Source organism: Pseudomonas promysalinigenes (assembly GCF_014269025.2).
GTDB classification, from domain to species: Bacteria; Pseudomonadota; Gammaproteobacteria; order Pseudomonadales; family Pseudomonadaceae; genus Aquipseudomonas; species Aquipseudomonas promysalinigenes.
Genome location: NZ_CP077094.1, coordinates 3433922 through 3457258, shown reverse-complemented (window position 1 = coordinate 3457258; position 23337 = coordinate 3433922). Strand labels below are relative to the sequence as shown.

Annotated in this window: 23 protein-coding genes; 18 read left to right on the top strand and 5 right to left on the bottom strand. The window is 61.7% G+C overall.

Annotated elements, in window-relative coordinates; genetic code table 11:
• The first annotated feature begins 7 nt into the window (after positions 1 to 7).
• From ccmA to HU725_RS15735, 14 genes are all read left to right on the top strand, one after another.
• Entirely contained in the window at positions 8 to 640 is a 633-nt protein-coding gene (ccmA, locus tag HU725_RS15800) for a cytochrome c biogenesis heme-transporting ATPase CcmA (protein WP_186478493.1), read from the top strand.
• Positions 637 to 1305, top strand: a complete 669-nt coding sequence (ccmB, locus tag HU725_RS15795) for a heme exporter protein CcmB (protein ID WP_060476976.1) — start codon at positions 637 to 639, stop codon at positions 1303 to 1305. The genes ccmA and ccmB overlap by 4 nt, the downstream gene beginning before the upstream one ends.
• A 43-nt stretch (positions 1306 to 1348) precedes the next feature.
• Complete coding sequence (locus HU725_RS15790) at positions 1349 to 2116, top strand: heme ABC transporter permease (RefSeq protein ID WP_186478492.1); 768 nt, start codon at positions 1349 to 1351, stop codon at positions 2114 to 2116.
• On the top strand, positions 2113 to 2289 hold the full coding sequence (ccmD, locus tag HU725_RS15785; RefSeq protein ID WP_060476890.1) for a heme exporter protein CcmD: 177 nt from the start codon (positions 2113 to 2115) through the stop codon (positions 2287 to 2289). Before HU725_RS15790 ends, ccmD begins: the two co-directional genes overlap by 4 nt.
• The gene (gene ccmE / locus HU725_RS15780) at positions 2286 to 2741 is read left to right on the top strand and encodes a cytochrome c maturation protein CcmE (RefSeq protein WP_060476889.1); all 456 of its coding nucleotides are present in this window, start codon (positions 2286 to 2288) and stop codon (positions 2739 to 2741) included. The genes ccmD and ccmE overlap by 4 nt, the downstream gene beginning before the upstream one ends.
• Positions 2742 to 2752: 11 nt before the next feature.
• Positions 2753 to 4726: a heme lyase CcmF/NrfE family subunit gene (locus tag HU725_RS15775; protein ID WP_186478513.1), complete on the top strand. Its 1974-nt coding sequence runs from the start codon at positions 2753 to 2755 to the stop codon at positions 4724 to 4726.
• On the top strand, positions 4723 to 5259 hold the full coding sequence (locus HU725_RS15770) for a DsbE family thiol:disulfide interchange protein (protein ID WP_060476887.1): 537 nt from the start codon (positions 4723 to 4725) through the stop codon (positions 5257 to 5259). The genes HU725_RS15775 and HU725_RS15770 overlap by 4 nt, the downstream gene beginning before the upstream one ends.
• Positions 5256 to 5732 carry a cytochrome c-type biogenesis protein gene (locus tag HU725_RS15765; RefSeq protein ID WP_186478491.1) on the top strand — a complete coding sequence of 159 codons (477 nt, stop codon included), beginning with the start codon at positions 5256 to 5258 and terminating at the stop codon, positions 5730 to 5732. Before HU725_RS15770 ends, HU725_RS15765 begins: the two co-directional genes overlap by 4 nt.
• Positions 5725 to 6909, top strand: coding sequence for a c-type cytochrome biogenesis protein CcmI (gene ccmI, locus HU725_RS15760; RefSeq protein ID WP_186478490.1), 1185 nt, complete (start codon positions 5725 to 5727; stop codon positions 6907 to 6909). Before HU725_RS15765 ends, ccmI begins: the two co-directional genes overlap by 8 nt.
• A gap of 12 nt (positions 6910 to 6921) precedes the next feature.
• Positions 6922 to 7341 (top strand): hypothetical protein, encoded by a 420-nt coding sequence (locus HU725_RS15755; protein ID WP_186478489.1) that lies wholly within the window; start codon positions 6922 to 6924, stop codon positions 7339 to 7341.
• A gap of 150 nt (positions 7342 to 7491) precedes the next feature.
• Positions 7492 to 8430, top strand: a complete 939-nt coding sequence (locus HU725_RS15750) for a 2-hydroxyacid dehydrogenase (protein ID WP_186478488.1) — start codon at positions 7492 to 7494, stop codon at positions 8428 to 8430.
• Positions 8431 to 8478: 48 nt separating this feature from the next.
• Positions 8479 to 9267 carry a PhzF family phenazine biosynthesis protein gene (locus HU725_RS15745; protein WP_186478487.1) on the top strand — a complete coding sequence of 263 codons (789 nt, stop codon included), beginning with the start codon at positions 8479 to 8481 and terminating at the stop codon, positions 9265 to 9267.
• 65 nt (positions 9268 to 9332) lie between these two features.
• Entirely contained in the window at positions 9333 to 9671 is a 339-nt protein-coding gene (locus HU725_RS15740; protein ID WP_060476881.1) for an FKBP-type peptidyl-prolyl cis-trans isomerase, read from the top strand.
• 223 nt (positions 9672 to 9894) lie between these two features.
• Positions 9895 to 10557: a histidine phosphatase family protein gene (locus tag HU725_RS15735; RefSeq protein ID WP_186478486.1), complete on the top strand. Its 663-nt coding sequence runs from the start codon at positions 9895 to 9897 to the stop codon at positions 10555 to 10557.
• A gap of 70 nt (positions 10558 to 10627) precedes the next feature.
• Here HU725_RS15735 and HU725_RS15730 read toward each other — a convergent pair whose 3' ends face one another.
• The 3 genes from HU725_RS15730 to HU725_RS15720 form a co-directional block, all read right to left on the bottom strand.
• The gene (locus HU725_RS15730) at positions 10628 to 11356 is read right to left on the bottom strand and encodes an aspartate/glutamate racemase family protein (RefSeq protein ID WP_060476879.1); all 729 of its coding nucleotides are present in this window, start codon (positions 11354 to 11356) and stop codon (positions 10628 to 10630) included.
• A gap of 17 nt (positions 11357 to 11373) precedes the next feature.
• Entirely contained in the window at positions 11374 to 12906 is a 1533-nt protein-coding gene (locus HU725_RS15725; RefSeq protein ID WP_186478485.1) for an NCS1 family nucleobase:cation symporter-1, read from the bottom strand.
• A 459-nt stretch (positions 12907 to 13365) separates the two neighbouring features.
• A complete protein-coding gene (locus HU725_RS15720; RefSeq protein ID WP_186478484.1) occupies positions 13366 to 13803 on the bottom strand; it encodes an Lrp/AsnC family transcriptional regulator in 438 nt (145 codons plus the stop codon).
• A 133-nt stretch (positions 13804 to 13936) separates the two neighbouring features.
• Here HU725_RS15720 and HU725_RS15715 point away from each other — a divergent pair, with 133 nt between their 5' ends.
• Positions 13937 to 14833 (top strand): DMT family transporter, encoded by an 897-nt coding sequence (locus HU725_RS15715; RefSeq protein ID WP_186478483.1) that lies wholly within the window; start codon positions 13937 to 13939, stop codon positions 14831 to 14833.
• Positions 14834 to 14862: 29 nt separating this feature from the next.
• Positions 14863 to 15789: a class I SAM-dependent methyltransferase gene (locus HU725_RS15710; protein WP_186478482.1), complete on the top strand. Its 927-nt coding sequence runs from the start codon at positions 14863 to 14865 to the stop codon at positions 15787 to 15789.
• Positions 15790 to 15931: 142 nt separating this feature from the next.
• Here HU725_RS15710 and HU725_RS15705 read toward each other — a convergent pair whose 3' ends face one another.
• Positions 15932 to 16933 (bottom strand): sulfate ABC transporter substrate-binding protein, encoded by a 1002-nt coding sequence (locus tag HU725_RS15705; protein ID WP_186478481.1) that lies wholly within the window; start codon positions 16931 to 16933, stop codon positions 15932 to 15934.
• A gap of 178 nt (positions 16934 to 17111) precedes the next feature.
• Between HU725_RS15705 and HU725_RS15700 the strand changes: the two genes are divergently transcribed.
• Positions 17112 to 21626: an NEL-type E3 ubiquitin ligase domain-containing protein gene (locus tag HU725_RS15700; protein ID WP_186478480.1), complete on the top strand. Its 4515-nt coding sequence runs from the start codon at positions 17112 to 17114 to the stop codon at positions 21624 to 21626.
• Here the strand turns inward: HU725_RS15700 and HU725_RS15695 are convergent.
• Positions 21610 to 22434 carry an ion transporter gene (locus HU725_RS15695; protein ID WP_186478479.1) on the bottom strand — a complete coding sequence of 275 codons (825 nt, stop codon included), beginning with the start codon at positions 22432 to 22434 and terminating at the stop codon, positions 21610 to 21612. The two genes, HU725_RS15700 and HU725_RS15695, sit on opposite strands and share 17 nt — an antisense overlap.
• Positions 22435 to 22619: 185 nt before the next feature.
• On the opposite strand from HU725_RS15695, the gene HU725_RS23200 reads away from it, so the two are divergent.
• Positions 22620 to 23333, top strand: a complete 714-nt coding sequence (locus HU725_RS23200) for an RHS repeat-associated core domain-containing protein (protein WP_225915494.1) — start codon at positions 22620 to 22622, stop codon at positions 23331 to 23333.
• Positions 23334 to 23337 lie beyond the last annotated feature (4 nt).

The window sequence follows — 23337 nt, the reverse complement described above, 5'->3', positions numbered from 1 at the left end:
CGATACCGTGACCCTTCACCTCCAAGCCGCGGGCCTGGCCTGCGAGCGCGACTGGCGCCTGCTGTTCGAGCACCTCGATTTCGAGCTGCGCCCCGGCGACATGCTGCAGATCAGCGGCCCCAACGGCAGTGGCAAGACCAGCCTGCTGCGCCTGTTGGCGGGCCTGATGCAGCCCACTGCTGGGCAGATCCTGCTGGCAGGTCGGCCTCTGGGTGAGCAGCGCCATGCCTTGGCTAGCATTCTGCTGTGGATTGGCCACGCCGCCGGCATCAAGGACCTGCTCACCGCCGAGGAAAACCTTACCTGGCTTTGCGCACTGCATCAGCCTGCTACCCGCGATGCCATCTGGGGGGCATTGCAAGCGGTAGGCCTGCGCGGTTTCGAAGACGTTGCCTGCCATACCCTGTCTGCCGGCCAGCAGCGCCGTGTGGCGTTGGCCCGGCTGTACCTGCCCGGCCCGCCACTGTGGATTCTCGACGAACCTTTCACCGCCCTCGACAAGCAGGGCGTGGCCCAACTGGAAGCACACCTTGCGGCGCATTGTGAACAGGGCGGTACGGTGGTGCTGACCACGCACCACACCCTGGAGCGCAAGCCTTGCGGTTACCGCGAATTGAACCTGGGGCAGTGGGCGGCATGAGCGTATTCATCCTATTGCTGCGCCGTGAAGCACGCCTGCTGTTCCGTCGCCCTGCGGAGCTTGCCAACCCGTTGGTATTCTTTGCCATCGTGGTCGCGTTGTTTCCTTTGGCGGTAGGCCCGGAAAGCCAGTTGTTGCAAACCTTATCGCCAGGGCTGGTGTGGGTTGCGGCCTTGCTGGCCGTGCTGCTGTCCCTCGATGGCCTGTTTCGCAGCGATTTCGAAGACGGGTCGCTTGAGCAGTGGGTGCTGTCACCCCACCCGCTGGCCATGTTGGTGCTGGCCAAGGTGCTGGCGCACTGGATCTTTTCCGGCTTGGCGCTGGTATTGTTGGCGCCATTGCTGGCCTTGATGCTGGGTTTGCCCAGCCATTGCCTGCCGGTGCTGCTCGGCTCGCTGCTGCTGGGTACGCCGGTGCTGAGCTTGCTGGGTGCGGTGGGCGCTGCGCTGACGGTTGGCCTCAAGCGCGGTGGTTTGTTACTGGCATTGCTGATTCTGCCGTTGTATATCCCAGTATTGATCCTGGGCAGTGGTGCCTTGCAGGCTGCGTTGCAGAATATGCCGGCCACCGGCCAGCTGCTCTGGCTGGCCAGTCTGGCCGCCCTTGCCGTCACTCTGGCCCCCTTTGCGATCGCCGCCGGCCTAAAGATCAGCGTTGGCGAATAACGAGTCCCGGGCTACCAAGCCCGGCCAATACCGGATGCACCTGATGAAAATAAGCTGGACGTGGTTCCACAAACTGGGTTCGCCTAAATGGTTCTATGCCATCAGCGGCCGCATGCTGCCCTGGTTGGCCATTTCGGCTGCCCTGTTGCTGGTAACAGGCGTGGTCTGGGGCCTGGCCTTCGCCCCTGAGGACTACCAGCAGGGCAACAGCTTCCGCATCATCTATATCCACGTACCGGCGGCGATGCTGGCGCAGTCCTGCTATGTGTTGCTGGCCGTGGCTGGTGCGGTTGGGCTGGTGTGGAAGATGAAACTGGCCGATGTCGCCCTGCAGTGCGCAGCGCCCATTGGCGCCTGGATGACGGCCGTGGCGCTGGTGACCGGGGCCATCTGGGGTAAACCGACCTGGGGCAGCTGGTGGGTATGGGACGCCAGGCTGACTTCGATGCTGATTCTGCTGTTCCTGTACTTCGGCATCATCGCCCTGGGCCAGGCCATCAGCAACCGCGACAGCGCCGCCAAGGCCTGCGCGGTGCTGGCCATCGTCGGGGTGATCAATATTCCGATCATCAAGTATTCGGTGCAGTGGTGGAACACGTTGCATCAAGGTGCGACCTTCACCCTCACGGAAAAACCTGCAATGCCCGCCGAGATGTGGCTGCCGCTGCTGTGCACGGCACTGGGCTTCTACTGCTTTTTTGGCGCCGTACTGCTGCTGCGTATGCGCCTGGAAGTGCTCAAGCGCGAAGCCCGTGCCAGTTGGGTCAAGGATGAGGTGTTGAACAGCCTCAAGCGCAGGGCCGTACGATGAGTTTCGCAAGCTTGGGCGACTTTCTCGCCATGGGCCATCATGGCCTGTATGTCTGGTCGGCTTATGGCATTTGCCTGGCGGTGCTGGCGGTCAATGTCGCCGCCCCGCTGTTGGCCCGGCGCCGCTACCTGCAAGAAGAGGCGCGCCGTTTGCGCCGGGAGAACAACCAGTGAATCCGCAGCGCAAGAAACGTCTGTTCCTGATCCTCGGCCTGCTGGTCGGGGTTGCGGTCGCCGTGGGCTTTGCCCTGAGCGCCTTGCAGCAGAATATCAACCTGTTCTACACCCCGACCCAGATCGCCAACGGCCAAGCGCCGCTGGACACACGCATCCGTGCAGGCGGTATGGTCGAAAAGGGCTCTGTGCAGCGCTCCCAGGATTCGCTGGACGTGCGTTTCGTGGTCACCGATTTCAACAAATCGGTGCCGATTACCTACCGCGGTATTCTGCCGGACCTGTTCCGTGAGGGGCAGGGCATCGTTGCCCTTGGCAAGCTCAATAGCGAGGGTGTGGTAGTGGCCGACGAGGTGTTGGCCAAGCACGATGAGAAGTACATGCCACCTGAAGTCACCAAGGCCCTGAAAGAAAGCGGCCAGGCGGCCAGCGGCGCGGAGGCCAGGCCATGAATGCGGCATTGGTGATTCCTGAACTCGGTCAGCTGGCGATGATCCTGGCGATCTGTTTCGCCGTCGTGCAGGCCACGGTGCCACTGCTCGGCGCCTGGCGCGGCGACAGCCTATGGATGGGGCTGGCGCGGCCCGCAGCCTGGGGCCAGTTCACCTTCCTGGCATTGGCCTTCGCCTGCCTGACCCACGCCTTCATGACCGACAACTTTTCGGTTGCCTACGTTGCCAGCAACTCCAACAGTGCTTTGCCTTGGTACTACAAATTCAGTGCAGTGTGGGGCGCCCATGAGGGCTCGCTGCTGTTGTGGGCGTTGATTCTCGGTGGCTGGACCTTCGCCGTGTCGATCTTCTCGCGCCAGTTGCCGCAGGTGATGCTGGCCCGGGTGCTGGCGGTCATGGGCATGATCAGCGTCGGTTTCCTGAGCTTTCTGATCATCACGTCCAACCCGTTCCAGCGCCTGTTGCCGCAAGTGCCGGCCGACGGTCGTGACCTCAACCCGCTGTTGCAGGACTTTGGCCTGATCGTCCACCCGCCGATGCTGTACATGGGCTACGTAGGCTTTTCGGTGGCCTTCGCCTTCGCCATTGCCGCGCTGCTTGGTGGGCGCCTGGATGCAGCCTGGGCCCGCTGGTCGCGGCCTTGGACCATCGTGGCCTGGGCTTTTCTGGGGGTTGGCATCACCCTGGGGTCGTGGTGGGCTTACTATGAACTGGGCTGGGGTGGCTGGTGGTTCTGGGACCCGGTGGAGAACGCCTCGTTCATGCCGTGGCTGGTGGGCACTGCACTGATTCACTCGCTGGCGGTGACCGAAAAGCGCGGGGTATTCAAAAGCTGGACGGTACTGCTGGCGATCGCCGCCTTCTCCCTGAGCCTGCTTGGGACCTTCCTGGTTCGCTCCGGCGTGCTGACTTCCGTGCATGCCTTCGCTGCTGATCCTGCGCGTGGGGTGTTCATCCTGATCTTCCTGTTGGTGGTGGTCGGCGGCTCACTGACGCTCTTCGCTTTGCGTGCCCCGGTGGTCAAGAGCCAGGTGGGCTTTGGCCTATGGTCCCGTGAAACACTGTTGCTGGCTAACAACCTGGTGTTGGTGGTGGCGGCCTCGATGATACTGCTTGGCACCCTCTACCCATTGGTGCTCGATGCTCTGACCGGGGCCAAGCTCTCGGTTGGCCCGCCGTATTTCAATGCCTTGTTCCTGCCATTGATGGCGCTGCTGATGCTGGTGCTGAGCCTGGGTGTGGTGGTGCGCTGGAAAGACACACCTGGTCGATGGCTGGCCAACATGATGACCCCGGTTCTGCTGGGCAGTGCGGTGCTGGCGCCACTTGCAGGCATGCTGGTGGACGACTTCGACTGGCCGGTGTTGAGCACATTCGCCCTGGCGGCCTGGGTGGTGCTCGGTGGCCTGCGCGACATTCTCGACAAGACCCGCCATAAAGGCTTGGTCAAGGGTGTGGGTGGCCTTACGCGCAGCTACTGGGGCATGCAGCTGGCGCACCTGGGGCTGGCGGTATGTGCCCTGGGCGTGGTGCTATCGAGCAACAACAGCGCCGAACGCGATTTGCGCATGGCGCCGGGGGAGAGCGTAGAACTTGGCGGCTATCACTTCCTGTTCGAAGGCGCCAAACACTTCGAGGGCCCGAACTTCATCTCCGACAAGGGCAGCATCGTCGTCACCCGCCAAGGCCGCGAGGTGACCACCCTGCATCCGGAGAAACGCCTGTACACCGTTCAGCAGTCGATGATGACCGAGGCTGGCATCGACGCCGGCTTCACCCGCGACCTTTACGTGGCGCTGGGCGAACCGTTGGAAAATGGCGCCTGGGCTGTGCGCGTGCATATCAAACCTTACGTCCGTTGGATCTGGCTGGGCGGTCTGCTGACCGGCCTGGGTGGGTTGCTGGCGGCCTGCGACCGGCGCTATCGCGTCAAGGTCAAGACCCGGGTGCGTGAGGCCCTGGGCGTGTCTGGAGCTGCTGCATGAAGCGTTGGATCATGGTGGTGCCACTGGCGGTATTCCTGCTGATGGCGGTTTTTCTCTACAAAGGGCTGTTCCTCAAGCCCGACGAGCTGCCATCGGCGATGATCGGCAAGCCGTTCCCGGCCTTCGCCCTGGCCAACACCCAAGGCGACCGCAACCTGACCGAGGCTGACCTGAAGGGGCGGCCGGCGCTGGTCAACGTCTGGGCCACCTGGTGCCCGTCGTGCAAGGTCGAACACCCGTACCTGAATCAGCTGGCCCAGCAGGGCGTGGTGATCCACGGTATCAACTACAAGGATGACAACGCCGCCGCGCAGAAGTGGCTGGCCGAGTTCCATAACCCCTACCAGCTGGACATTCGTGACGAGCAGGGCAGCCTGGGGCTGGATCTGGGCGTTTATGGCGCACCTGAAACTTTCCTCATCGACGCCAAGGGCATCATCCGTTACAAACACGTCGGTATCGTCGATGCCACTGTGTGGCGCGAGCAACTGGCGCCGCTCTATCAGGGCTTGATCGATGAGGCCAAGCCATGAAGCGCTGGCTGGTAGCTGCCGCGCTGGGCTTGAGCGTGACCTGCGTGGCCAAGGCAGCCATCGACACCTACCAGTTCCGAGATGACGCCGAGCGCGCGCGTTATCAGCAGCTGACCAAGGAACTGCGCTGCCCCAAGTGCCAGAATCAGGACATCGCCGACTCCAACGCACCGATCGCTGCCGACCTGCGCCGTGAAATCTTCCGCATGCTCGGCGAGGGCAAGAGCAACCGTCAAATCGTCGACTTCATGGTCGATCGCTATGGCGACTTCGTGCGCTACAAGCCGGCGCTTAGTGGCCGCACCTGGCTGCTGTGGTTCGGCCCTGGCATTTTGCTGGTCGGTTGTTTCGTTGTGCTGGCGGTAATTGTCCGCCGGCGCCGCGGCGCTGCAGCACTGGGAGCTGCGCAACTGTCCGTCGAAGAACGCGAACGTCTCGCCAAACTGCTGGAAAAAGAACAGACCCATGACTGAATTCTGGCTTAGCGCGGGCCTGATGCTGCTCGCCGCCCTCGGCTTTTTGCTGATCCCGACCCTGCGTGGCCGCCGCCAGCAGCAGGAAGAAGACCGCACCGCCCTGAACGTGGCCCTTTACCAAGAGCGCATCGCCGAATTGTCTGCCCAGCAGGCTGCTGGCGTGTTGGACCAACGGCAACTGGCCATGGGGCGTGACGAAGCGGCTCGTGAGTTGCTGGCCGATACCGAAGGTGCCGAACCTGCGCGTCAGAGGCAATTGGGCAAGGCGCTGCCTCTGCTTGCCGCAATACTGGTGCCAGCCCTGGCGCTGGGGCTTTACCTGCACTTCGGTGCATCAGACAAGGTCGAGTTGACCCAGGAATTCGCCGCTGCGCCAAAAACCATGGAGGAGATGACCTCCCGGCTTGAGCGTGCCGTACAAGCGCAGCCGGACTCGGCCGAGGGTTTGTACTTCCTGGGGCGGGCCTACATGGCGCAGCAGCGTCCGGCAGATGCGGCACGTACCTACGAGCGCGCGGTGGCCTTGGCCGGTCGCCAGCCTGAACTGCTCGGCCAGTGGGCACAGGCGCTGTACTTCGCGGCGGACAAAAAGTGGAGCCCAGAGGTCCAGGCACTGACGGACGAGGCACTCAAGGCCGACCCCAACGAAGTCACCAGCCTTGGCCTACGGGGCATCGCGGCGTTCGAAGGTGAGCGCTATCAAGAAGCCATCGACTACTGGAACCGTCTGCTGACGCAACTGCCTGAAGGCGATGCGTCGCGCGCAGCGCTGCAAGGCGGTATCGACCGCGCCGCAGAGCGCCTTGGCCAGCCTCAGACCCAGGCTATTGCGCCGGTTCAGCTCAAGGTCCGGGTGGAACTGGCGGCTGCGCTCAAAGACAAGGTCAAACCTGACGACACCGTGTTTATCTTCGCCCGCGCCAGTAATGGCCCGCCGATGCCCCTGGCGGCCAAGCGGGTGACCGTGGCGCAATTGCCTCTTGAGGTGGAACTGACCGATGCGGACGCGATGCTGGCGCAGATGAAACTGTCGCAGTTCGCCGAAGTCCAACTTGTTGCACGTGTTTCCCGGGCTGGGCAGCCGACCCGCGGGGAGTGGATAGGCCAAAGCCCGCCGTTGGCCAACACCACTCAGGGCACCCAGCACCTGACCATCGACAGCCCTGACCAGTAAGAGAACAATGCCATGCATAGCGCCGTCCGCCTGACCCTGATGACCCTAGCCCTGGGTTTGTCCGCGTGTACCGTGCATCAACCGAACCAGGAGCCGTCGCCGCCGATCGAAACCGTGCCGCCGCGTCAGGGCCCGGTGGTCAAACCGCTGCCTGGTGGCCAGCCATCGACCCAGCCGAGCAAGCCTAGCGCTCCAGCCAAGCCGGTACCGCGCACCTCCGCCAGCTTCGCGCCACCGCCTGGCGGGGCTAGCCACTGGGACCCGAAGCTTGGGGTATATGTGTTGGACAACAAGACCAACGTGTTCTACCGCCAGCGCACCTACTACCGTTATGACAATGGCTGGAGCTGGTCGCTCAAGCCAGATGGCCCATGGCAGGACACCGACAGCAGCGGCGTGCCCGGAGGCCTGGGGCGCGCATTCAGCCAATAGCGGTCCTAGGGCGCATCCCTGCGGTGAGCACTGCTAGGGATGCGTCGCTGCCAGGCTCTACCAATACAGTACAGTTGATCTCTATTTAATCGATTGACTGTACCGCTCACCTTCCCCGCATAATGCCTCTCCCCTATCTGAGGAGTCGGCATGAACAAGACCGTCTTGGTGCTGGTAGAAACGGTAGATGATTATCTGCCTCTGCTTGAACAGGCAGGTTATCGGCTGATTCGCGCACCCACCGCGCAACTGCGAGCCGATGCCATCGAGCACCGTGGCGCCGAGATCGACGCCGTGCTCACCCGCGGCCCGCTGGGCCTGAGCGCCACCGAGATTGCCGCACTGCCCAAGCTGCAAATCATCTGTGTGATTGGTGCAGGTTACGAGCAAGTCGATTTGGCTGCAGCTGCTGCGCGTAGCATCACCGTCACCAATGGGGCAGGCGCCAACGCTACAGCCGTTGCCGATCACGCCATGGCCATGTTGCTGGCGCTGCTGCGCGACATCCCCCGCGCCGACGCCAGCACTCGCCAGGGTGAGTGGCGTCGCGTGATCAGCCCTTCGGTCAGCGGCAAGCGCCTGGGCGTGCTCGGCCTCGGTGCGGTTGGCCTGGCGATTGCCAAGCGCGCCAGCCAGGGCTTCGACATGCCTATCAGCTACCATGGCCGCACCCACCGCGCGGACGTTCCCTACACCTGGTACGCCACCGCGCAGCAGTTGGCTGAAGCGGTCGACATTCTGGTGGTTGCCACCCCCGGTGGTGCCGCTACTCGCCATCTGGTCGATGCCCAGGTCATCGCAGCCTTGGGTGCCGAGGGCTACTTGGTCAATATCGCCCGCGCCAGTGTCGTCGATACCCAAGCCCTGGTAACTGCCTTGCAGCAAGGCCAGCTCGCTGGCGCTGCGCTGGACGTGTTCGATGAAGAACCCACAGTAGCGCCGGCCCTCAAGGCATTGAGCAATACGCTGCTCACTCCCCATGTGGCGGGCCAGTCGCCGGAGGCTGCACGTGACACGGTGAGCCTGGTACTACGTAATCTGCAGGCCTTTTTTGCCGGTGAGCCAGTGCTTACGCCGGTCCATGCATAGGTCTGTTCATGACATACGCCGGCCCTGCCGGATCACAAGGAGCGTTTGATGCAACTCGAAATTTTCCAGGTCGATGCCTTTAGCACCGAGCCCTTCGGTGGCAACCCGGCAGCGGTCGTGCCGTTACAGAGCTGGCTGCCAGACGCTGTGCTGCAGCGTATCGCTGAAGAGAACAATCTTTCCGAAACGGCTTATTTCGTGCCCAACGGCCAGTCTTACGACTTGCGCTGGTTCACCCCGGCCGTCGAAGTCGACCTGTGCGGCCACGCAACCCTGGCGTCTGCCTATGTGCTGTTCGAACAGCTCGGGGAGCAAGCCCAGGTGCTGCGCTTTAATACCCGAAGTGGCGAGCTTCGGGTCAGCCGGGGGGCTGATGGCCTGCTGGCCATGGACTTCCCGGCCAAGCAACCGCAAGCGCTGGATGCTCCGGCCGGTTTGCTCCAAGCGCTTGGCCTGAGCCAGGCGGCAGCGGTATATCGCTCTGACGATTATGTGGTAGTGGTTGATGACGCTGCGTTGCTCGACCCACTCAAACCTGATTTCGCCGCACTGTCGGCCTTCGACGTGCGCGGTATCGCGGTCACTGCAGCCGGACGGGGGTTCGACTTCGTTACCCGGTGGTTTGGCCCGAGGGTGGGGGTCAATGAAGACCCGGTCACAGGTTCGGCGCACACTTCCCTGGCGCCACTGTGGGCCGAGCGCCTGGGCAAGACGGCGCTGACCTGCGAGCAGGGCGGGGCGCGCAAGGGGCAGTTGCACTGTGAAGTGCCTGGTAATGGGCGGGTGATCATCAGCGGGCGTGCGGCGCTGTACCTGCGCGGTAGCATCTACATCTGATCACTTGCCAAATTTGTACATTCCTGAGAAAAGGGCGGCTTTGTCTTTAACGATGGAGCCTGCCCATGAGCAGCGAACTGCAGATCACCGACCTGATCGAAGGCCAAGGTAAAGCCGCTGTCAAAGGTGCCCTGATCACCACCCAGTACACCGGCTGGCTGGCCGACGGCAGCGAGTTCGATTCGTCCTGGTCGCGGGGCAAGCCGTTTCAATGCGTCATCGGCACTGGCCGAGTCATCAAAGGTTGGGACCAGGGGCTGATGGGCATGCGCGTGGGCGGCACACGCAGGCTGCAAGTGCCGGCTCACCTGGGGTATGGCGAGCGCAGCATGGGCTCGATCCCACCGAATTCGGACCTGACTTTCGAAATCCAGTTGCTCGAGGTGCTGACCCGGGATGAATGACATTAGTGGCACCAAGGGTGACACATTCTTGCAACACGCCGGCGCTAAGTTCACCCATGCCTAGGGAACGGCATGCACGTCCAGGGAGGAACCAAACGGGATCGGGGCACTCTTAGTCCTGCTCGTTGCCATGGATGGCAATCACTGCACCGATGCCCCTGGCACATCCCGTAGGGCAATGTGGCGAGTGACCCGCTACTTTTTGCCACAAGAGCCCGCCTACATGCAGTTGCCCGCTTTCTTTCGACGTCGTCGCCACTTACTGGCCAGCTTGGCCTTGGTCGCCGCAGCCGTCCCTGTGGCCTTGGTAGTGCTGGACAGCCGTTCTCAACCGGTCGACGGTACCCAGACCTTGGTGTTTCTGCGCCATGCCGAAAAGCCCGGGGAAGGCCTGGGGCAACTGAATTGCCAGGGCCTGAATCGTGCGATCGACCTGGCCACCTTGCTGCCACAGCGTTTCGGTAAAGCGGATTACGTGTTTGCGGCCAACCCGACTCGGCATGTAGAGGAGGGCAGCGAGGATCAGAGTTACAGCTATATCCGCCCGCTGATGACCATCACCCCAAGCGCCATCCGCCTGGGGTTGCCGGTCAATATCGACTTTGCGGCCAACGACACCGACGAGCTTGCCGCTGAGCTGGTCAGCGAGAAATACCGCAATGCCACGGTCTATACCGCCTGGTCCCATGGTTACCTGCCAGCATTGATCAATGCCGTGGCTGGCAAGGCGTTGGGCGATCAGCGGGTAATCACCGAGGACTGGGACGGCGACGATTTCGATACGCTGTATGTGCTGACCCTGACTTGGCATGACGGTAAAGCCAGCTTACTGAGCCGCAATGTCCGCCAGGGCCTGAACGGTGGGGAGCACCACTGCCCGACCTGATCCGAGCAAGCCGGGCAGTGGTTGGCGTTATTTGGCTGCCTTGCACGCCGGGCAAGGGCTGGGGCGGCGCTTAACGCCCGAACTTCATCGGCCAGCCCAACACCTTCTTCGGCCGTGGTGTAGCGAAGGTGCGCACCTTGGACGTACTCAGCCCCATCCGCACCAACGACTCGGCAATGGTCACCGCGGCGCTCACTCCATCGATCACCGGCACTCCAGTGCGCTGGCGGATCAGTTCGTCCAGCCCGGCCATGCCACCACAGCCCAGGCAGATTACCTCGGCCTTGTCTTCACGCACGGCGCGTTCGGCTTGCTCGACAATAGCCTCGACAGCGCGCTCAGGGTGCTCTTCCAATTCCAGTACCGCCAAGCCACTGGCCCTGACCGAGGCGCAGCGGTCGTACAGGCCGGAGAGCTTCAGTCGGTCCTCGATCAGCGGTACGGTGCGGTCCAGGGTGGTGACCACCGAATAGGCGTGGCCCAGGTACATCGCCGTGCTGGCGGCGGCATCGGTGATGTCCACCACCGGCACCTCGAGCAACTCCTGCAACCCTTCGCGGCCATGCTCGCCGTACCCGGCTTGGATCACTGCATCATAAGGGCCTTCATAAGCCAGTACACGGTCCATCACGGCGATGGCGGCCAGGTAGCTTTCGAAATTACCCTCTACCGATTCGGCCCCAAACCAGGGTGTCAGGCCGATGATCTCAGTGCCTGGCGCGGCCACGCTACGCGCTTGCTCGGCGATGGCCTGGGTGATGGTTTCGGTAGTGTTCACGTTCGCGATAAGAATACGCATGGGGCAGTCTTCCTTGATCAATGGCTGCTGTGGTCGACGGCGATGCACTCGCCGCTGACATCGTGGTACTGGCGGTTACGCGGGGCGATCAGCAGGTACACCGCAGCGGCGATGCCCGCACCGATCAGCCAGGAAAACGGCGCGATGACATGGAAGCTAGGCACCAGCGCGAGGATGATCGCCAACAGCGCCGCAGGCCCAAATGCGGCCAAGGCGCGCACGTTGATGCCTTTGCTGTAGTGGTAGGCGCCTGCAGGGTGCTCGGTGTACAGCTCGGGTACGTTGATCCGGCCTTTGCGCAGCAACCAGTAGTCGGCCATGATCACCCCGTACAGCGGGCCAAGCAGTGCGCCCAGGCCCGACAGGAAGTACACGATCACCAGCGGGCTGTTGTAGAGATTCCACGGCAAGATCAGCACCGCAAGGGTTGCGCTGATCAGCCCGGCGCGGCGGAAGTTCAGATGACGCGGCGCCAGGTTGCTCAGCACGAAAGCCGGTGCCACGAAGTTGGCCATGATGTTCACCGCCACGGTAACGATCAGAAAAGCCAGGCAGCCGAGTACCAAAAATGCTGTGCTGGGGATGCTGGCGACGATTTGGGTAGGGCTGTCGATGATCTGGCCGTTGATCTGGAACTGCGCGCCGCACAGCACCACGGTGATCACGGCGAACACCAGGATGTTCACCGGCAGGCCCCAGAAGTTGCCGACGCGAATGGTCTTGGAGCACGGCGAGGAACGGGCGAAGTCACAGAAATTCAGCACCAGGGTGCCGTAGATCGCCAGCCAGAGCGCGCCACCGGCGAAAATGTTGCGCCACATCTCATAGCCGGCTAACGGCTCGGCAACCGACCAGGCGATACGTGCATCGGCCTTGAAGTACATGAATACCGCCAGGCTAGCGACGGTGAGCAGTATCACCGGGCCGGCGAAAGCTTCGTAGCGACGAACCATTTCCATGCCGTAGGCAAGGATCACCAATTGCACCAGCCAGATCGCCACGAAGCACACCCATCCCAGGCTGGACAGCCCAAGAATGCTGTCGTGGTCATAAGCGGCCACCTGGGGCCATACGGCAGTCAAGAGCACGCGCAGCACTACCGAGGCCAAGTAGGTCTGGATGCCGAACCAGGCGATGGCGATCACCGCGCGGATCAGCGCCGGTAACTGCGCGCCGTGGATGCCAAAGGCAATGCGGCTGATAACTGGGAAGGGCACGCCGGTCTTCTGCCCCATGTACCCAGAAAGGTTCATGAAGAAGTACACCAGCGCTGCGCCGATTGCTAGCGACAGCAGAACTTGCCAGCCCCCAAGGCCCAGGGCAAACAAGCCCATGGCGAAGGAGTAGTTGGCAATGTTGTGCACATCATTGGTCCATAACGCGAAGATGCTGTAGCGGCCCCAGCGCCGGCCCTGTAGTCGCGTCGGCGCCAAGTCCCGGTTGTGCAGGCGTGGGCTGAGCGCCAAGGGCGGCATCCCGTCGATATGGGTGGAGGATGGGCTAATGCTGGCAACGGAAAGTTCAGGGGCAAGATCGATGCTGGTACTCATTCCGGCAGGCTCCTGATGCACGTGGACTGCGATGAGCGGGCATGCGCACGGGCTCGCCATCTCGTCGGTGCAGCTTGGCATCACTGGGTTCTGGGCGCAGCTGCCGGTATCAAGCCGACGCTGCGGGTTATTGTGTATTTATGTTTTGTTGGTCTTGTATACAAAACACAAGCACACAAAAGCGAGTTCCATGCCAGTGTGGATACGGATTTGCGGAATCGAACTTGGCTACTAGTTCTATATGGAAGTTAAGTGGCTGTTATTGATCAAATATAAGTTGACCAATTAATCAGCTTTATTTTTCAGGAAGTAAGATTTTTTGATCGTTCGGTCAAAGTTAGGTGTCTGGGGTGTGTCACTTAACGGGGCATTGAACTGTAATCTTGCACACAAAAATGGCACCTATGGTGACATTTGTGTGTACAAAAAAAGATCTGTAAATCGATTTTATGCATACACTCAGTCCATCGGCGGCAGTCGACGTTTGACTGAGGTTTTCTTGATGATCGCGGTGTTGGTGACCGCGAGCACATTGATTCGATCAAGCAGAATGTCGAGTTGCTCCATCGAGCGCACGTGCAGACGAGCGATGAAGCAGTCCTCGCCAGTCACCTTGTCGCATTCAGTGAATTCAGGGATCGCGATGATTTGCCGCTCCACTTCCTGCAACTGGCCCGGCAATGGGCGAATGCGCACGATCGCTTGCAGCTGATAGCCGAAACTGCGCGGGTCGACATCCACCGTATAGCCGCGCAGCACCCCACGTTCCTCCAAGCGTCGCAAGCGCTCGCCGACACTGGGGGCGGAAAGGCCGCTGATCTGCGCCAGGGCTTTGAGCGAGCGACGTGAGTCTTCCATCAGTGCGTTGATCAACAACTGGTCGATTGTGTCAGTCATGTTTTTCTCAGTAGGCGGTTGAGTCAATATGCCTTGATAGTAAAGGTGAAATCGCTAAAGCGCCTTGTTTATCCGCTGGATGGCCTGGGGTGGCCATGCGCATACTAATGCCCTCATCCAAAGGAGGTGCGAGATGGACAGTTCATTACGTCGGGGCTCGTTGGAGATGGTCGCAGCCATGCTCATTTCCGGCACCATCGGCTGGTTCGTGCTGGTGTCGGGGCAGCCGGTGCTGGACGTGGTGTTCTGGCGCTGTGTATTCGGGGCGGGCACCTTGCTGCTGATCTGCGCGGCGCTCGGCTTTCTCAGGCCGGGTGTCGTAACGGGCAAGGCAGTGCTGCTGGCGATTGTCAGTGGCATGGCCATCGTCGGTAACTGGGTGCTGCTGTTCGCCTCCTATTCGAAAGCTTCTATCGCTATTGGTACGGCGGTTTACAACGTCCAGCCGTTCATGCTGGTTGGGCTGGCGGCTGTGTTCCTGGGCGAGAAAATCACTGCCGCCAAGTTGACTTGGTTGATCGTCGCTTTCTTGGGAATGCTGGCGATCATCGGTGCCCATGGTGCAGGGCAGGGCAGTGGTGAGGACTACCTGCAGGGTGTCGGCCTGGCGCTTGGCGCTGCGTTCTTGTATGCAGTTGCGGCCTTGATCATCAAACGCCTCAGCGGCACACCGCCACATCTGATCGCGCTCATTCAGGTCGCCACCGGCGTGCTGCTGCTGGCCCCCTGGGCCAGGGTGAGCGCTTTGCCGAGTGACCCAGCGGCGCTGGCAAGCCTGGTGACCCTGGGCATGGTTCATACCGGTGTCATGTATGTGCTGCTGTACAGCGCCATTCAGCGCCTGCCGACGGCGCTTACCGGTGCATTGTCGTTCATCTACCCGATAGCAGCGATTCTGGTCGACTGGCTGGCTTTCGGCCACAGGCTCACGCCGCTGCAATGGTCAGGGGTGGCCTTGATTCTGCTGGCGGCGGCAGGTATGCAGCAGGGCTGGTGGTTTCGTTCGGCGCAGGTGGCGGTCAGAGAGTAGAATGCCTGTTTTATTGCTTGCGACCTGCCATGACCTCGCCGATACAGACCCTCGAGAAACACCTGCTCACCGCCCTTGACCCTGCTCCGGCGCAAACCCGCCGCCTGTTCCACGGCCGCGGGCGGTGCTGGGAGGGTCTTGAGCAAGTCACTGTGGACTGGCTGCAAGGGGTGCTGTCGGTCGCCCTGTTTCGCGAGCCGCCCGCAGGGCAATTGCCAGCGCTCGAAGCCATGTTGCTCAGCCTGGCCGAGCGCCCGCAGTGGACGGGCCAGGCGATTCTGATTCAGCACCGGTACCTGCCCGACAGTCCAGGCCAGTGGCTGCTTGGTGAGCCCTGCCAGCAGCGCGAGGTGATCGAAGATGGTTTGACTTACCTGCTCGATCTGGGCGTGCGGCAGAACAACGGCCTGTTCCTGGACATGCGCTACGGTCGGCGATGGGTGCGGGAGCAGGCAGCGGGCAAGCGTGTACTCAATCTGTTCGCCTATACCTGCGGCTTTTCGGTAGCGGCGATCGCAGGCGGCGCCGAGCAGGTTGTGAATCTGGACATGGCCAAGTCGGCACTGGCCAGAGGCAGGGACAACCACCGCCTTAACGGGCACGATGCCTCAAGGGTCGCCTACCTTGGGCACGAGTTATTCAAGTCTTGGGGCAAGGTGCGCAAGTACGGGCCCTACGACCTGATCATCATCGACCCGCCGACCTTCCAGCGTGGCAGTTTCGTGCTGACTCAGGACTACGCCAAGATCCTGCGGCGGCTGCCGGAGCTGCTCAACGAGGGTGGCACGGTGCTGGCTTGCGTCAACGATCCTGGGGTTGGACCGGCGTTTCTGATCGACGGGATGGCCGAGCACGCGCCTGAGCTGGGCTTTGTCGAGCGGCTCGAAAATCCGCCGGAATTTCCCGATGCCGACCCTGAAGGCGGACTCAAGGCGCTGGTGTTCCGCCAGCGGTAAAACCAGGCGCTGGGTGAAGGCTGCTTACTGGTCTAGCTGCTCCGGGCTCTTCGCGGCTGAAGCCGCTCCAACAGGTCACCTCATACAGGTGCAATCCTTTTGGGGGCTTTAGCCGCGAACAGGCCCGTAGCATTGTTTGCGATTACTGCTGGTTGGTGTAGATCTGGTCGAACACGCCACCATCGTTGAAGTGTGTCTTCTGCACGGTACGCCAGTCACCGAAGGTTTTTTCTACCGACAGGAAGTCGACTTTCGGGAAACGGTCGGTGTACTTGGCCAACACGGTCGCGTCGCGCGGGCGCAGGTAGTTCTGCGCGGCAATTTCCTGGGCGGCTGGCGACCACAGGTATTTCAGGTACTCTTCGGCCACAGCCTGAGTACCTTTCTTGGCTACTACCTTGTCGACCACGCTCACCGGTGGCTCGGCCTCGGCCGACACACTCGGATAGACCACTTCGAACTGGTCGCGGCCAAACTCGCGGGCAATCATTTCCGCTTCGTTTTCGAACGTCACCAGCACGTCACCGATCTGGTTGGTCATGAACGTAGTGGTGGCAGCACGGCCACCGGTGTCGAGCACTGGCGCCTGTTTGAACAATTTGCCGACGAATTCGCGAGCCTTGTTTTCGTCGCCACCTTGCTTGAGCACATAACCCCATGCCGAGAGGTAGGTGTAGCGCCCGTTACCCGAAGTCTTGGGGTTGGGCACGATTACCTGCACACCGTCCTTGAGCAAGTCTGGCCAGTCTTTGAGCGCCTTGGGGTTACCCTTGCGCACGATGAACACGGTGGCCGAAGTGAACGGCGCGCTGTTGTTGGGCAGGCGGCTCACCCAGTTGTCCGGTACCAGTTTGCCGTTGTCGGCCAGGGCGTTGATATCGGTCGCCATGTTCATGGTGATGACGTCTGCCGGCAGGCCATCGATCACTGCCCGTGCCTGCTTGCTCGAGCCGCCGAAGGACATCTGCAGGTTGACCTTCTCGTTGTGTTCGGCTTCCCAGTGCTTCTGGAAGGCTGGGTTGTAGTCCTTATAGAAGTCGCGCATCACGTCGTAGGAAACGTTGAGCAAGGTAGGAGCAGCCTGGGCCAGGTTACCCATGGCCAGGCCTGCGGCGAGCAGTGAGGCGGTGACGAGTTTTTTCACGAAGCGTTCCTTGTCGTAAGGCAGCAGTTTGGCAATGTGCCAGCGACTATAGCGTTTCGGCGACGAGCGTTTAAAGACCCAATCGGTCTTTGCTTATGCTTTGGGTATTAAGTATCTAGCGGGGTTTGCCAAGCAGCGCTGGCTACCCTCACGGGCTCTTTTCCTGGAGCCCGAGACCATGCATAACCTACCTGCTCATCCGTCCATCGCATCAGCGTTGGAACGCCATGCACAGGCGTTTCATGACCGCTTCATCGAAGGCCGATTGCCAGCCTGGCTCAAAGCCGCCAGCCCCGAGCAGCTGCCTGGTCTGTGCCAGGCGTTGCAGCGCAGCCTTGGCCTGCGCCATCAACTGAGCGCTACCCTGGCCGGTATCGAGGGTATCGAACGTTTTGCCCAGCAGCGGCTAGAGGCGGCCTTGCAAGCGCGTTTCCAGCAGCCTTTTACGGTCAACCGCTGGAAGTTCATTACCGGTTCACGCCAGCCGGTGATCAATATCCAGCCGGTGGGTGCGCACCTGACCGAAGTGGTCTACACAGACATGCCGCTGCTCGAAGCGGCACTGCGCAATTTCACTGCCGAGCAGGCCAGCGAGGCGGGTCAGCCCCGTGGCAATCGCCTGACCAGCGCCCGCCAGGGTGGCATCAAGCCACCTTCGGCCATCGAATTTGCCCAACTGTGCCGTAGCCTGGACATCGGCGCGCAATACCAGCGCCACCTCAACAGCATCCTTTTGGCACCGGCCGCTGATGGGCAGCCGGTGTCAACCCTGCTAGGCGAGCTGCAGCGCCAGCAGATGTTGGTCGATGCTTATCGGGCTCAGCAGGCCGGGGTGTTGAATGATCAGGAGCTGCAACTGGTGGTTGGTCTGTGCCGCGATGGTACGCCGCCGCGCCTGGGGGGCGATCCTGTTGTTGCCAAACGGCTGCGTCTGCTCGACTGCGACCTTGAGCAAATCGTGCTGCTCGAGGTGATAGACGAAGGGTTGCTGCTCAATACCACCCGGCGGATCCTCGCGTACGTCCCTGGTGACCCCCATGGGCCGTGGTCGGTTTTCGACAGCCTCAGGCGTTTGGCCAACGGGTTGGGCAAACGCTTGCGCAGCAGCCAGTATCAGCAGTTTTTCAGCCGCTTCGTCCGCCGACGCGATAGCCAGCGTTTCTTCTCGATCATCATTCCGGGCTATGCCGGCCTGGCAGCGTTCGCCAACATCGACCTGGATGAACGCATGTATGCCTACCGGCTTCCGCTTTTCGAGACCCTGGGCGCTGGCCGCATCAAACAGATCAAGGACGATGCCGCCATGATCGCGGTGCCGGTGGCAGACCTGGACCGTCAGGTGCAGCAAGCCCACGACCGGCGCCTGGCGGCCGAAGGGTTGGCGTTGCTGAACCTGGCCGGGCTGTTCATTCCTGTCGTCGGTGCAGGCCTACTTGCGCTCACCGCCTGGGAGCTGCTGACCGAGGTCTATCACGGCGTCGAAGCCTGGCACGAAGGTGATACCCAGGGTGCCTTGGAGCATATGATGCACGTTGCGACTGATCTTGCCGTCATGGCTGCGCTGGGTGTTGGGGTTACCGTGGCCCGCCGTGCTTGGACGCGCTCGAGCTGGGTCGATGGTTTGTTACCTGAGCGCTTGGAGGATGGCACCACGCGCCTGGGCAATCCGCGCCTTGAGCAGTATCGCAGCCCTTTGCCGGCGCTTAAGGAGCAACCCGATGCGCAGGGCGTGTATCGCCTTGGCGAGCTGGCGTGGGTCGAAATGGAGGGGCACCATTATCCGGTCGTGCAAAGCGCCTTGGACGGGCAGTGGCACTTGCGACCGCGTGGTGGGTGCGGGCCAAGGCTCATTCATAACGGGGCGGGTGCGTGGCGGGTGTGGTTCGAGCAGCCTGGCCAATGGGAGGACCGTCTGCGCTTGTTCCGCCGCCTGGGCGGGCACCTGGGCGAGCTTGATGACGAACAGATCGAACAGTTGCTGGTTGCCCATGACCTGCAGGCCGATCACCTGCGGGCACTGCACGTCTATGGTCAGGCGCCTGATCCTGCATTGCTCGACAGCGCCCAGCGCATGCGCTTGGACCTGCGAATCAGCAGGCTGATCAGCGCCCTACGCTCGGGCGTGCAAAGCGATGACGATGGTTTGCTCGCTCAGGCCAGGGCTTTGCCGCAGGCCTCGGGCCTTTCAGACCAAGCATTGGCCGAACAGATAGCACGTCAGCGCCAGGTTTTGTTCAGCAACGCCTACCAAGCCAGCCAAGGTGCTGGCGATACGCAGAGCCAGGCATTGCGCCGCGCGTTCCCAAGCTTGCACGAGGGCGCTGCTCGCGCGCTGTTACGCGATGCCCATGTGAGCGACCGCCAGCGCTTGGCTGAAAGCGGCAGAGTGCCGCTGCGCCTCGCTGAAGCGGCGCGCGAGCAGGCCGCCCGCATACGCTTGGCCCGGGTGTTCGAAGCGCTTTACCTGCGGGTGCCGCAAACCACCGATCTGGCTCGCGTGGTCCTGGGCCTGCTCGAGCGCATGCCAGGTGGCACGCAGGTGCGTTGGTCGTTGTTCGACGGCACTGTCGATACACCGCTACAGGTCAACGCACATAGCGCTGCAGATCATTTCGGCGTGCGTCACCAGCAGGGCCAATTCACCCTGCTCAATGCCCAGGGGGCAGCGCTGGGTGAGCCGGGGGAGCTGTTCGAAACCCTGGCGGCGGCGTATGACGACCGCCAGCGGGCAGCGTTTGCAGTCGCTGAGCCATTTGCCCACAACCTGCGCGTACTGATCACTCGGCAGGCGGCGCGGCAGCGCACCGAAGTGCAGCAGTTGCTGGCGCCGGCAAGGCCCACAGGCTGGTTCCGGCCTGTGCAGCGGCTGCCCGATGGGCGGCTGGGGTATCCGTTGAGTGGCCGCCTGCCTGGCACTGGCAGCCAGACAGCCAACTACGCATTATTGGCTATGGTGCGCGAGTTGTACCCGACCTATACCGATGCCCAAGCCTTGGCCTGGGTGGAAGAGGTGCGCGGCAGCGCAGGGGATGTGCACCGAGAAATCAACCGTTTGGGTAATCAGCTAGCCATGCTCGAGCGTCAGCTTCGCCGCTGGGCACGTCAGGCACCACGCGGCGCCCAGCGTGAAGAGCGACGTTACGTTTTGCGCAGCTTGCTGGACTGCTGGCAGCGACGCGTCACAACCCATAACGACAGCTTGCTGAACACATCAAATTTTCGCCTGGCCATTTTCGCTGCAGAACCGGGCCAGTTGCCCGACCTGCCGCCGCAAGTCAGCTTTGCCCATGTCCACGAGCTGGCGTTATTGGGCATGCGCCTTGATGCGGTGCCAGAGAGTTTTCTGAGCAGGTTCCCCAACTTGCGCATTCTGGAACTCAACGGCAATCGCCTGACTCGCCTGCCGGCTGGCCTTGAGCACTTGACGGAATTGCGCGAACTGGACCTGTTCGGTAACCGCATCGTCTTGGATACGGCGCAGGCGAACGTGTTGGCGCGCTGCGAATCGCTGGAATACCTGAACCTCTCATTCAACCCACTGGGCCGCGGGTTCTCCCTTCAGCAGTTAGGTCGCCTGCGGCGCCTACATCTAAGGGGCACTGGCCAAACCGAACTGCCGCCCTCAATCTTGCGGTGTGCAGACTTGTTGCAGGTTGACCTGCGTGATAACCAGATCAGCCGGCTGCCTGCCTGGTTCGCTCGTTCGCCGGTCTGGACAAGGCGCATGATCATGTTGTGGGGCAACCCGCTGCCTGCCGCTGACCTTGAGTTGTTACGCGCGGGCACGCCATCGCTGGGCGCAGATCTTAGCGCGCCAGGTGGGACTACCCAGGTGCGGCTGCGCTGGCTGGATGCGGCCAGGGGCCTGACCCGCGACGAGCAATCGGCGTGTTGGGAGGCGGTACAGGTCGAACCTGGCAGCGCGGACTTTTTCAATTTGCTGGCGCGCCTTTTGGAAACGGCTGACTTTGCCCAGCGCCCCGAAGCACTGGCCGAGCGGGTGTTCACCATGCTTGATGCGATGCAGGAGCATACCAGCCTGCGTGAAGCCCTGTTCGAGCAGGTGACCCGCCAGCTTACCTGCCAGGACAGCGTCGCCCTGAGCTTCAGCAACCTGGAGTTGAGCTTGTTGGTCTGGCGCGCCCGGATCGAAGCCGGTGCTGGCGCCGAGCAAGCGGCGCTGTTGCAGTTGGGCCGCCAGTTGTGGCGGCTGGATGAAGTCGAGCGGATTGCATTGGCCGATATCCAGGCGCGGCGAGCCTCAGGCGCCGACCCCGACGAAATCGAGGTGGGCCTGGCCTACCGGATCGGTCTGCGCGATGCGCTGAACCTGCCAGCGCAGCCGGGTGACATGCTGTTCGCGCAAGTGTCCGGGGTGGATATGGCGCGCCTGGAAGCGGCCCGTGACCAGGTGCAGGCTGCCGAGACTGACGATGCGATAGCTGCCTCGCTGGTTCAGCGCGAATTCTGGCAGACGTTGTTGGAGCGCACTCAAGCCGATGCCTTCGAGGCCGCCGATCAACCCTTCCACGAGCGCTTGCAAGCGTTGCTCGATACCGCCGAATCGGTACCTGAGGCCGAGTACCTGGCGCGGGTAGGGGCTGTGCACGCCGAGCGTCAGGCTGCCCGCGAACGGTTACTGTTGGAGCTGACCCTCAAGGCCCTGGCCGAACCCGCTAACCCTGCTTCCTGAACAGCGCGCTGCCGCAGCGCGAACAGAACGCCGCAGCCGGCTCATGGGCCGGCTTGTGGCACGTCGGGCAGTCATGGCGTAGCTGCTCGCCGCGCATCGCGTTGGCCAGTTCAGCGGTGAAAATGCCAGTGGGCACGGCGATGATCGAGTAGCCGGTAATCATTACCAGCGACGACAGCACCTGGCCCAGCGGTGTCTTCGGCACGATATCGCCAAAGCCTACGGTGGTGAGCGTGACGATGGCCCAGTAGATGCCTTTGGGGATGCTGGTAAAGCCATGCTCAGGGCCTTCGACCACGTACATCAACGTGCCGAACACGGTGACCAGCGTCGATACACTGGCCAGGAACACGATGATCTTCTGCTTGCTGCCGCGCAGGGCTTCGAGCAGGTAGTGGGCTTGTTTGAGGTAAGGGCTGAGCTTGAGCACGCGAAAGATGCGCAGCATTCGGATCACCCGAACGATCAGCAGGTACTGGGCGTCGCTGTAGTACAGAGCGATGATCCCCGGCACGATCGCCAGCAGGTCGACCAGGCCATAGAAACTGAAGGCGTAGCGCAAGGGCTTGGGCGAGCAGTACAGGCGGGTGAGGTATTCGGCCAGGAAGATCGCGGTGAAGCCCCATTCGATACCGGCCAGCAGGCCGGCATAACCCTGGTGCACTTCGTTGATGCTGTCGAGGATCACGGTGACCAGGCTGGCCAGGATGATCAGCAGGAGAATCTTGTCGAAGCGACGGCCGGCTACGGTGTCGGTCTGGAAGACGATTACATAGAGCCGCTCGCGAACTGATTGCGGGGTTTGCATGGTTTGTGTTCCGGGTGCGTAAGCAGCAAGCCTAGAAGGTCAGTGTCCGATGCTGCAACAGGCTGAACTGGCAAAAATGCCAGTTTCAGGTATCTGAGTGTTGGCCGCAGAATGGCGTCAGGCTTGGGCGGGTGTGTGAGATGGTAATGAAAAGGAGAACTGAACTACGGGGCTTGGTATGGCGCATGCTGGGTTATACCGCTTATGGGTATTCGCAAAAGGAGCCAGCCGCTGCGTTGGGGTTCAATGGTGAGCGCAAGGACGAACTGCTGCAAGCCTATGCACTGGGCAATGGGTATCGGTTCTACTGCCCTGCACTTTTGCGCTTTTTCAGCCCGGATGTATTGAGCCCGTTCGGTAAGGGAGGGGTCAACACTTATTCCTATTGCCAAGGTGATCCGGTCAATCGCTTAGACCCGACTGGGGGAATAGGCACTTTGAGACGCTTGCCGGGGCGGGCAAGGCCAGTGGCGGTGGTCAGGCCTGTAGAAGCGATTGAAAAACGAAATTCCCCGAAGGCGATTGAGCAACGAATTCCCCTGGGGTTCAAAAATGGTCCCGGCAAGTATCAGCTTGCGAGCACTGTTCCGCGCGAAGTTGCCAAATACACCGACTTTCGCTTTACCGAACACTTCACTGAGGCGCCTGTCAAGGCGCGTCCCGTAGAAAGGGTAACAGGCGTACAGTCACAAGGGCCAACTATTGATGAGCTTGGAGAGTCTTGGTACTGGCAACACAGGCCTGGCACACAGCCGATGAGGCTGCGAGAGATGATTCCCAATCATCAGCGGGCCCAGAGCTCTCAGATTGCCGAGATCGAGCAAGCCTTGGCGTCTATCAGGGAGCAGGAAATACTCCGGGAAATAGAGATTGAGGTGCTGGCATCCTCAGGTTATTAGTAAT